The sequence below is a fragment of the Variovorax sp. W2I14 genome (assembly GCF_050435205.1).
Lineage (GTDB): Bacteria > Pseudomonadota > Gammaproteobacteria > Burkholderiales > Burkholderiaceae_C > Variovorax > Variovorax paradoxus_C.
In genome coordinates this window covers 3,136,119-3,147,721 of sequence record NZ_JBNDJX010000001.1, presented here as the reverse complement: position 1 = coordinate 3,147,721, position 11,603 = coordinate 3,136,119, and the positions used below count along the sequence as shown (strand labels likewise).

The 11,603-nt window shown below is 67.9% G+C and carries 2 protein-coding genes; both read left to right on the top strand.

Annotated features, from left to right (window positions below; all coding sequences use genetic code 11):
* Positions 1-2: 2 nt before the first annotated feature.
* Entirely contained in the window at positions 3-3,368 is a 3,366-nt protein-coding gene (locus QF040_RS14830; RefSeq protein WP_429611674.1) for an amino acid adenylation domain-containing protein, read from the top strand.
* Complete coding sequence (locus QF040_RS14825; RefSeq protein WP_429611673.1) at positions 3,368-11,599, top strand: amino acid adenylation domain-containing protein; 8,232 nt, start codon at positions 3,368-3,370, stop codon at positions 11,597-11,599. Before QF040_RS14830 ends, QF040_RS14825 begins: the two co-directional genes overlap by 1 nt.
* Positions 11,600-11,603: the final 4 nt, after the last annotated feature.

Here is an 11,603-nt window from a genome sequence, read left to right as displayed (position 1 = left end):
TCATGAGCGAGCGCAACGATCTTTCCGAACGCCGGGCGAAGCTGTCGCCAGCCCAACTGGCGCTGCTGCAGCGCAGGCTGCGGCGCGACAGCGATGCAAGCGCGGCCCCATCCCAGCCCTCGCGCGACGCCATCGCGCGCAGCGTGGACGACGGCGTTTTCGTGCCGGTCTCCTTCACGCAACAGGGGCAGTGGTTCCTGTGGCAACTCGATGCGGGCAACACGGCCTACCACGTCGGCGGCGGCCTGGGCTTTGCGGGCCCGCTGGACGTCGCGGCGCTGCAGCATGCGGTGCAGGCGCTCGCGATGCGCCACGACACGCTGCGCACCGTGTTCCGCTCGGGACCCAACGGATTGCCCGAGCAGCGCGTCGAGCCCGAGAGCCGCATCGCAATTCCCTTCGTCGATCTCAGTGGGCTCGATGCCTCGTCCCGCGCGTCGCGCTACCGCGAGATGGTGCACGAGGTCTGCCGCACGCCGTTCGACCTGACGGCCGGGCCGATGCTGCGCGGCACGCTGCTGAAGATGGCGGAAGGCGACCACCAACTGCTGCTGACGATGCATCACATCGGTTCCGATGCATGGTCCGTCGAACTCATCCTTGATGAACTGGCACGCTTCTACGCGCAGCGCGTGGGCGAGGCACCGGCCGGTACGGACCCTGAGCCCGAGATTCGCTACGCGGACTTCGCTCGGTGGCAGCGCAAGTGGCTGGAAAGCGCCGAAGGCGAACGGCAACTGGCCCATTGGCAACGTCGCCTTGGCGGCAGCCAGCCGGTGCTGGAACTCACCACCGACCGGCCGCGCTCCGCCGACGCGAAGTACAGCGCTGCGCAGTACACGCTCGACGTGCCGTCGAATCTGGCGCGCGAGCTGAAGCAGCACGCGCGCGCACAGGGCAATACCTTGTTTGCAGTGCTGCTTGCGGCCTTCCATGCCTTGCTTTTTCGCTACACCGGCCAGGACGAAATCCGCATCGGCGTTCCCGTCGCCGGCCGCAACCGGCCCGAGACCGCTGGCGTAGTGGGCGCCTTCATCAACACCGTGGTGATGGACGCCCGGCTGCATCCGCGCATGAGCCTGGCCGAGTTGCTGGCGCAGGTGCGTGACACCTCTCTCGATGCGCAGGCGCACCAGGAGCTGCCCTTCGAGCGCCTGGTGCAGGTGTTGCGCCCGGACCGCGCGCATGCGGGCTCGCCGCTGTTCCAGGTCATGTTCAACCATCTCGGCGAAGGCAACCGGCCGTTGCGCGGATGGCCCGGCCTTCAGGTGCGGCGCATCGACCTTGAGGAGCGCGCGGCGCCGTTCGAACTGATTCTGGAGACCATCGAGTGCGAGGACGGCAGCATCCGCGCCGCGTTCCGCTACGCGGCCGAGTTGTTCGACGCGCTCACCATCGATCGGTTGGCCGGCCACTACCACCGTGTGCTGGAAGCCTTCGTGACCGACCCGACGTGCGTGCTGGGCGAACTGGCGTTGCTGGATGAAGCGGAACTTGCCGAGCTCGCTCTGCGCGCTGGATGGGACGGGCGCACGCGCAAGACCCCCGCAACGCAGACGGTGCATGGCCTGATCGAGCGACAGGCGGCGGTGCAGCCCGAAGCCATTGCCGTGGTCTTCGAGCAGGATGCGCTCAGCTATCGCGAACTCAACCAGCGGGCCAACCGGCTCGCGCACCGGCTGATCGCGCAAGGCGTGCGGCCGGAAACCCGCGTCGGCGTCGCACTGGAGCGCGGCACCGATCTGGTGGTCGCGCTGCTGGCGGTCATGAAGGCCGGCGGTGCCTATGTGCCGCTGGACCCGGACTACCCGGCCGACCGCATCGCCTACATGGTGGAAGACAGCGGCCTCGCGCTGGTGCTCACGCACGACCATCTGCGCGGGCGCATGGCCTTGCCCGTAGACATCGATGTGCTCGTCATCGACACCGCGGACCTGGCCGGTTGCCTGGCCACCGACCCCGCCGTGACGGTGGACGGCGACAACCTCGCCTACGTGATCTACACCTCGGGCTCCACCGGCCGTCCCAAGGGCGCGCAGCTGTGCCACCACAACGTGACCCGGCTGCTCGCTTCCACCGAACCATGGTTCCGGTTCGGACCGACAGATGTATGGACGCTGTTCCATTCCTACGCCTTCGACTTCTCGGTCTGGGAAATCTTCGGCGCGCTGTGCACTGGCGGTAAGCTGGTCGTCGTGCCGTTCTGGGTGAGCCGTTCGCCGGTGGACTTCCTGCAGTTGTTGCGGACGCAGCAGGTGACGGTGCTCAACCAGACGCCCTCGGCCTTCGGCCAGTTGATCGCGTTGCCGCAGGCGCTGGACAAGGGCCTTTCGCTGCGTACGGTGATCTTCGGCGGCGAGGCGCTGGAGCCGCAGCGGCTGCGCGCGTGGATCGAGCACCACGGCGACCAGCATCCGCAACTGGTCAACATGTACGGCATCACCGAGACGACGGTCCACGTGACCTGGCGACGCATCACCGTGGCGGATATCGGGCAGCAGCGCAGTCCGGTCGGCATCGCCATCCCGGACCTGGGCCTGCGGGTACTCGATGCGGACCTGAACCTCGTGCCGTCGGGTGTGGCCGGCGAACTGCACGTGTCGGGCACCGGCCTGGCGCGCGGCTACCTGAACCGCGCGGGCCTCACGGCCGAGCGCTTCATCGCAGCGGAAAACGGCGATCGCCTGTACCGCACGGGCGACCTCGTGCGCTGGAACGCGCAGGGTCAGCTGGAGTACCTCGGGCGCATCGACCATCAAGTGAAGGTGCGGGGCTTTCGCATCGAACTCGGCGAGATCGAGACGCAACTGCTCGCGCAGCCCGAGGTGCGCGAGGCCATCGTCATTGCAAGGGAACACGCGGGCGCGACGGTGCTCGTGGCGTACCTGTCGGCGCAGGCCGGAAAGGCGATCGATGCGGCACAGGTGCGTGTGAGGCTGGGTCGCGCGCTGCCCGAGTACATGGTTCCCGGTGCCATCGTGGTGCTGCAGACGCTGCCGTTGAATGCAAACGGCAAGGTCGACCGCAAGGCGCTGCCCGAGCCCGGCTTCGGCAGCGAGCGCGCCTATGCCGCGCCCGAGGGCGATGCCGAAGAGGCGCTGGCGCGCATCTGGTGCGAAGTGCTGGGCGTGGAGCGTATCGGCCGCAACGACCACTTCTTCGAACTCGGCGGCCACTCGCTGATGTCGATGCAGGTGATGGCGCGCGTGCAGGGCGTCCTGCACGTTGACCTTGCCGTCAGGGACATCTTTCAAAACCCCGTCCTGATGGACATGGCCCGGCTGATCGCCGAGGCGGGCGAGCGCAAGCCGCATGCCGATGCCTTATCCGACATCGACTCCTTCATTGACAGCCTCGAGACCACTTGATGGAAACCACGGCCACCCACGACCACATCGGCCGGCGCTTCCTGCGCCTGACCCCGGCCCAGCGCCGCGCGGTGTACCAGAAGATCCGCGCCGAGGGCCTCACGATCGGGCAGTTTCCGATCGTGGCGCGCGAGGAGGCGGTGCGCGCGGCTTGTCCGCCTTCGTATGCGCAGTTGCGGCAGTGGTTTCTCTGGCAACTGGAGCCGGCGAGTTCGGCCTATCACATCGCGGGCGGATTGCGGCTCGAGGGACGGCTCGATGCCGTGGCACTGAAGGCAGCTTTCGATGCGCTGGTGGCGCGCCACGAGTCGCTGCGCACGGTGTTCAGCGTGAATACCGTGGGCGAGGTAGAGCAGCGCGTGCAGACGCACTTGGCGCTCGATATTCCGCTCGTCGAACTTGCTCATCTGCCGGAGGCTGAGGGTGAGGCGCGAGCGCGCGAAGAGGCGCGGCGCATCGCGGATGCACCCTTCGACCTGACCACCGGACCGCTGCTGCGGGTGGTGCTGATTCGCCTGGGTGCGGAGGTGCACATGCTGGCGGTCGTGATGCATCACATCGTGTCCGACGGATGGTCGATGCGCATCGTGGTGGACGAGTTCGTCGCCGAGTACCGAGCGCGCGTGCAGGGCCGCACGCCGGAGCACGCTGCGCTGCCGGTCCAATACGCCGACTACGCGCTCTGGCAACGGCACTGGCTCGAAGCGGGCGAGAAGGAGCGGCAGCTGGATCACTGGAAGGCGCAGCTCGGCGCCGAGCATCCGGTGCTGCAGTTGCCGGCGGACCGCATGCGGCGCGCCGACGGCAAGTACCGCGCCGCGCGCCACGCCACGGCACTGCCGCCCTCGCTGGTCGAGGCGCTGCGCCGCCGTGCGCAGACGCGTGGGGCAACGCTGTTCATGATGCTGCTCACCGGTTTCCAGGTGCTCTTGAACCGCTACACGGCGCAGCCGGATGTGCGGGTCGGCGTGCCGATTGCTAACCGCCATCGCGTCGAGTCGGAGCGGGTGGTCGGCTTCTTCGTCAACACGCAGGTGATGCGCAATGTGCTCGAAAGCCGCACCCGCCTGCACGAGGCATTGGCCGCAACGCGCGAAGCGGCGCTGGGCGCGCAGGCGCACCAGGACCTGCCGTTCGAACAACTGGTGGAGGCGCTGCAGCCTGAGCGCAGCTTGAGCACGGCGCCTCTCTTCCAGGTGATGTTCAACCACCTCCAGCAGGATCACAGCGCGCTGGAAAATCTTCCGGGGCTCGTGCTGCAGACTTGGGAATTCGGTGAGCAGACGGCCCAGTTCGAACTGACGCTGGACGTGGTCGAGGACGGCCGTGGACAGGTGCAACTGGTCTTCAACCATGCCCGCGAGCTGTTCGAGCCGCAGACCATCGAAAGGATGGCGGGGCACTACGTGGTGATCCTCGATGCGCTGGCGGCGGATGACACGCGTGCGGTCGGCGACATCGACCTGCTGGGGGCGCCGGAGAAGGCGCAGCTCACGCAGTGGAGCGTGAACGCAAGTCGGGAGCCTGGTGCGGAGCTGGTGCATGACAGCATCGCTCGACACGCGCTGCAACAACCCGATGCGACAGCGCTCTTGTTCGACGAGACATCGCTGAGCTTCGGTGAGCTGAATGCGCTCGCGAACCGCCTGGCTCATCGACTGATCGCGCTGGGCGTGCAGCCGGACATGCGCGTGGGCATCGTGATGGAACGCTCCATCGAGATGGTGGTGGGGATCCTGGGGATATTGAAGGCCGGCGGCGCCTACCTGCCGCTGGACCCCGAGTACCCGGTGCAGCGGCTGGCCTACATGGTGGAGGACAGCGGCATCCAATTGCTGCTGAGCCACCGGGCCACCCGCGAGCTCATCGCGCCGCGTGCCGGTCTCAGCATGCTGGAAGTCGACAGCCTCGATGTCTCGGGCGAGCCCGACAGCGATCCTCAGGTCGCGCTGCACGGCGAGCACCTGGCCTATGTCATCTACACCTCCGGCTCCACCGGCAAGCCCAAGGGCGCCGCGGTGCGCCACGAGGCGCTTCGCAGTTGCATGGCCTGGATGCAGAGTACCTACGGACTGAGCGGCGACGATACCGTGCTGCACAAGGCCCCGTTCGGCTTCGACGTCTCGTGCTGGGAGATGTTCTGGCCGATGACCTCGGGCGTGAGGCTGGTCATCGCCAATCCCGGCGACCACCGCGACCCCGAGCGGCTGGTGCAGCTGATCCAGCGCCACCAGATCACCACGCTGAACTTCGTGCCCTCGATGCTGCAGGCCTTCCTGGCGCATCCGGGCATCGAGGCGAGCACGCGCCTGAAGCACATCATCGTCGGCGGCGAAGCCATGCCCGCGGAGACGCAGAGAGAAGCATTGCGGCGCCTGAGCGGCGCGACGCTGCAGAACCTGTACGGCCCGACCGAGACGACCATCCACGTCACGCGCTGGACCTGCCGGGACGACGGCCAGAGCCTGGTGCCGATCGGGCGGCCGATCAGCGACACGCAGACGTGGGTGCTGGATGCAGAGCTGAACCCGGTGCCGCGCGGCGTGGCGGGCGAGCTCTATCTGGGCGGGGTGAGCCTGGCGCGGGGGTATCTCAACAAGCCGGGCCTGAGTGCCGAGCGCTTCGTGGCCGATCCCTTCGGCAGCGGCGGGCGCTTGTACCGCACGGGCGATCTCGTACGCTGGAACGCCGAGGGGCAGATCGAATACCTGGGCCGCATCGACCACCAGGTGAAGATCCGCGGCCTTCGCATCGAACTCGGGGAGATCGAAGCCCAGTTGCTCGCTCAGCCTGAGGTCAAGGAAGCCGTGGTGGTAGCCCGGGAGGGTACCGCCGGTCCCTCGCTGGTGGGCTACGTCGCCGCGCACGCGGGGCAAGCCATCGATGCCGATGTGCTGCGCGAGCGCCTGGGCCAGGTGCTGCCCGATTACATGGTGCCAAGGGCCGTCGTCGTGCTGGATGCCTTGCCGCTGAACGCCAACGGCAAGGTCGAGCGCAAGGCGCTGCCCGAGCCGCAGTTCGCCGAGGGCCGGGGCCATGAAGCACCGCAGGGCGAGATGGAAGAGGCTTTGGCGGCCATCTGGGCCGAGGTCCTCGGGTTGCCGCGGGTCGGGCGCAACGACAACTTCTTCGAGCTGGGCGGCCATTCGCTGCTGGCGCTGCGCCTGCTCGAGCGCATGCGTGCGCGCGGCTGGCAGGCGCAGGTGCGCACGCTGTTCCAGCACCCCGGGTTCGCCGCCTTCGCCAAGGCGCTGGCGCAGGACACGGGCCGGCCCGAGGTGCAGGTGCCGGACAACGGCATTCCGGCAGAAGGGTGCGAGGCGATCCGCCCGGAGATGGTGACGCTGGTGGCGCTGAGCGAAGAGGAGCTGCGCCGCATCGAGGCGGCGGTGCCGCGGGGGGCGGCCAACATCCAGGACATCTATCCGCTGGCGCCGCTGCAGGAGGGCATCTTGTTCCATCACCTCATGCAGGCCGATGGCGATGTCTACATCACGCCGCAGTTGCTTTCCTTCGCATCGAAGCAGCGGCTGGAAGATTTTGTCCGCAGCCTGAACCAAGTGATCGCACGCCACGACATCCTGCGCACCGCCGTGCTGTGGGAGGCACTGTCCGCGCCCGTGCAGGTCGTGTGGCGCAAGGCGCAACTGGATCTCGAATGGCTGGACGTGCCGGCCTGCGACGACGTGACCACCCGCCTGACGGCCGATGCGGGCGGGCGTCGCATCGACGTGCGCCGCGCACCGATGATCCGCGCCATTGCCGCCGAGGACGCGGGCAACGGGCGCTGGCTGCTGCAGCTTCCGAGCCACCACCTGGTGCTCGACCATGCCACGCTGGAACTGATCGTCGAGGAAATCGGTTTGCTGGCGAGCCATGGCCCCGACGCGTTGCCCGCGCCCGTGCCGTTCCGCCGTTTCGTGGCGCAGACCCGGCTGGGCGTGAGCCAGGCCGAGCACGAGGCCTTCTTCGCCCGGATGCTCGGCGATGTGGACGAACCCACGACGCCCTTCGAGCTGCTGGATGTGCGAGGCGACGGCGCTCGTGCCGAAAAGGCCGAACTGATGCTGGAAGCGGAACTGGCCGCATCGCTGCGGCACGAGGCGCGGCGCCATGGGGTGAGCGCGGCGTCGCTCTTGCACCTGGCCTGGGCGCTGGTCCTGGCCAAGGCGACCGGCAGGAACGACGTGGTGTTCGGCACGGTGCTCTTCGGTCGTATGCAGTCAGGCGCGGGCGCGGACCGCGCGCTGGGACTGTTCATCAACACGCTGCCGCTGCGTATCAAGCTGGGTGCGCTCGGCGTTGCGCAGTGCGTGCAGGAGACGCATGCGACACTCACGCAACTGCTGCACCACGAGCACGCCAGCCTCTCGCTCGCCCAGCGCTGCAGCGCATTGCCGGGGAGCACGCCGCTGTTCTCTGCATTGCTGAACTATCGGTACAGCGCCGCGGTAGAGAAGAAGGATGCCGCCGCCTGGCAAGGCATCGAGTTCCTCGGCGGGCAGGAGCACAGCAACTATCCCTTCGACATGTCGGTGGACGACCAGGGCGACGGCTTCTCGCTGACCGCGCAGGTGCATGAATCGGTCGATGCACGGCGCGTGTGCGGGTTCATGCACGCGGCCGTCCGCTGCATCGTGGAGGCATTGGTCACGGAGTCACAGCAGCGCGTGTGCGAGCTCGACCTGTTGTCGGGAGAGGAGATGCGCTGGCTCACGCAGTGGAGCGTGAACGCAAGTCGGGAGCCTGGTGCGGAGCTGGTGCATGACAGCATCGCTCGACACGCGCTGCAACAACCCGATGCGACAGCGCTCTTGTTCGACGAGACATCGCTGAGCTTCGGTGAGCTGAATGCGCTCGCGAACCGCCTGGCTCATCGACTGATCGCGCTGGGCGTGCAGCCGGACATGCGCGTGGGCATCGTGATGGAACGCTCCATCGAGATGGTGGTGGGGATCCTGGGGATATTGAAGGCCGGCGGCGCCTACCTGCCGCTGGACCCCGAGTACCCGGTGCAGCGGCTGGCCTACATGGTGGAGGACAGCGGCATCCAATTGCTGCTGAGCCACCGGGCCACCCGCGAGCTCATCGCGCCGCGTGCCGGTCTCAGCATGCTGGAAGTCGACAGCCTCGATGTCTCGGGCGAGCCCGACAGCGATCCTCAGGTCGCGCTGCACGGCGAGCACCTGGCCTATGTCATCTACACCTCCGGCTCCACCGGCAAGCCCAAGGGCGCCGCGGTGCGCCACGAGGCGCTTCGCAGTTGCATGGCCTGGATGCAGAGTACCTACGGACTGAGCGGCGACGATACCGTGCTGCACAAGGCCCCGTTCGGCTTCGACGTCTCGTGCTGGGAGATGTTCTGGCCGATGACCTCGGGCGTGAGGCTGGTCATCGCCAATCCCGGCGACCACCGCGACCCCGAGCGGCTGGTGCAGCTGATCCAGCGCCACCAGATCACCACGCTGAACTTCGTGCCCTCGATGCTGCAGGCCTTCCTGGCGCATCCGGGCATCGAGGCGAGCACGCGCCTGAAGCACATCATCGTCGGCGGCGAAGCCATGCCCGCGGAGACGCAGAGAGAAGCATTGCGGCGCCTGAGCGGCGCGACGCTGCAGAACCTGTACGGCCCGACCGAGACGACCATCCACGTCACGCGCTGGACCTGCCGGGACGACGGCCAGAGCCTGGTGCCGATCGGGCAGCCGATCAGCGACACGCAGACGTGGGTGCTGGATGCAGAGCTGAACCCGGTGCCGCGCGGCGTGGCGGGCGAGCTCTATCTGGGCGGGGTGAGCCTGGCGCGGGGGTATCTCAACAAGCCGGGCCTGAGTGCCGAGCGCTTCGTGGCCGATCCCTTCGGCAGCGGCGGGCGCTTGTACCGCACGGGCGATCTCGTACGCTGGAACGCCGAGGGGCAGATCGAATACCTGGGCCGCATCGACCACCAGGTGAAGATCCGCGGCCTTCGCATCGAACTCGGGGAGATCGAAGCCCAGTTGCTCGCTCAGCCTGAGGTCAAGGAAGCCGTGGTGGTAGCCCGGGAGGGTACCGCCGGTCCCTCGCTGGTGGGCTACGTCGCCGCGCACGCGGGGCAAGCCATCGATGCCGATGTGCTGCGCGAGCGCCTGGGCCAGGTGCTGCCCGATTACATGGTGCCAAGGGCCTTCGTCGTGCTGGATGCCTTGCCGCTGAACGCCAACGGCAAGGTCGAGCGCAAGGCGCTGCCCGAGCCGCAGTTCGCCGAGGGCCGGGGCCATGAAGCACCGCAGGGCGAGATGGAAGAGGCTTTGGCGGCCATCTGGGCCGAGGTGCTCGGGTTGCCGCGGGTCGGGCGCAACGACAACTTCTTCGAGCTGGGCGGCCATTCGCTGCTGGCGCTGCGCCTGCTCGAGCGCATGCGTGCGCGCGGCTGGCAGGCGCAGGTGCGCACGCTGTTCCAGCACCCCGGGTTCGCCGCCTTCGCCAAGGCGCTGGCGCAGGACACGGGCCGGCCCGAGGTGCAGGTGCCGGACAACGGCATTCCGGCAGAAGGGTGCGAGGCGATCCGTCCGGAGATGGTGACGCTGGTGGCGCTGAGCGAAGAGGAGCTGCGCCGCATCGAGGCGGCGGTGCCGCGAGGGGCGGCCAACATCCAGGACATCTATCCGCTGGCGCCGCTGCAGGAGGGCATCCTCTTCCATCACCTCATGCAGGCCAAGGGGGACGTGTATGTCTATCCGTTGCTGATGAGCTTCGACAGCAGGGATCGGCTGGAGCGCTTCATCGAGAGCTTCAACCAAGTGATCGCGCGCCACGACATTCTTCGCACGGCGATCGTGTGGGAGGGGCTCCGGGAGCCAGTGCAGGTCGTGTGTCGCGAGGCCCGGCTGACGCTGCAATGGCTCGAAGGTGATGCCGCATCGGCGGGCGTGAGCGTGGCCGAGCGGCTCAACGCCCACGTCGATCCCACCGGCTACCGCATCGACGTGCGGCGCGCGCCGATGATCGATGCGGTGGCGGCGCACGATGCGGCGCAACAGCGCTGGCTTCTGCAGTTGCCCAGCCATCACCTCATTTCGGACCACACGACGTTGGAACTGCTGATGGGCGAGATCACCTCGATCCAACAAGACCCGGATATCGCCCTGCCGCCACCCGTGCCATTCCGCCGTTTCGTGGCCCATGCCCGGCTCGGCGTGGCACAGGCCGAGCACGAAGCTTTCTTCACTCGCATGCTGTGCGATGTGACGCAGCCCACCACGCCTTTTGGCCTGACCGATGTGCAATGCGACGGGTCCGATGTCGACGACGCGCAGCTTCCGATCGATGCTGCACTGGCGTCGCAGCTGCGGCAGCAGGCGCAGCGCCATGGCGTGAGCCCGGCGACGCTGTTCCACTTGGCGTGGGCGCTGGTGCTGGCCAAGGCCACCGGACAGGACGATCTCGTGTTCGGCACCGTGCTGTTCGGCCGCATGCAGGCTGGCGAGGGCGCCGGGCGGGCCATGGGCCTGTGCATGAACATGCTGCCGGTGCGCATCAAGCTGGGTGCGCTCGGCGTGGCGCAATGCGTGCAGGAAACGCATGCGGCATTGGCGCAGTTGATGCACCACGAGCACGCCAGCTTGTCGCTCGCGCAGCGCTGCAGCGCGTTGCCCAAGGGTGCGCCGCTGTTCTCCTCGCTGCTGAACTACCGCCACAGCCCCCGCCGCGCGCCGGAGATGGACTCCGCGTGGGACGGCATCGAGTTCGTCTCGGGCCAGGAGCGCAGCAACTACCCGGTTGGCGTGTCGGTGAGCGATTTCGGTGACGGCTTTGCGCTGACGGCGCAGGTCAGCCGGTCAGTGGGCGCCGCGCGCGTCTGCGAGCACATGCGCGCGGCCGTTGCCGAAGTCGTCGAAGCCCTTGCCATGCAGCCACAGCGGCCTGCACGCGAGCTTGGCGGGGTGGCGTTGCAAGCCGGGCCTGCCGTCGCCGCCTTGCCGCAAGCGGTGGTGGTCAGCCGCAAGGCCTACGAGGCGCCACGGGGTGAGTCGGAGCAGGCGCTGGCCGCGCTCTGGGAGCAGTTGCTGGGCATGCGGCGAGTGGGCCGCCATGACAGCTTTTTCCAGTTGGGTGGGGATTCGCTGTTGAGCCTCAAGTTGTTGCTCGGCCTGCGGGAGCAGGTGCCGGGCGGCAGCCGGCTGATCTTGGCGGATGTGATGAAGGCCGACAGTCTTGCGGACCTGGCGGCGCGATGCCTCCCGTCCTGATCTG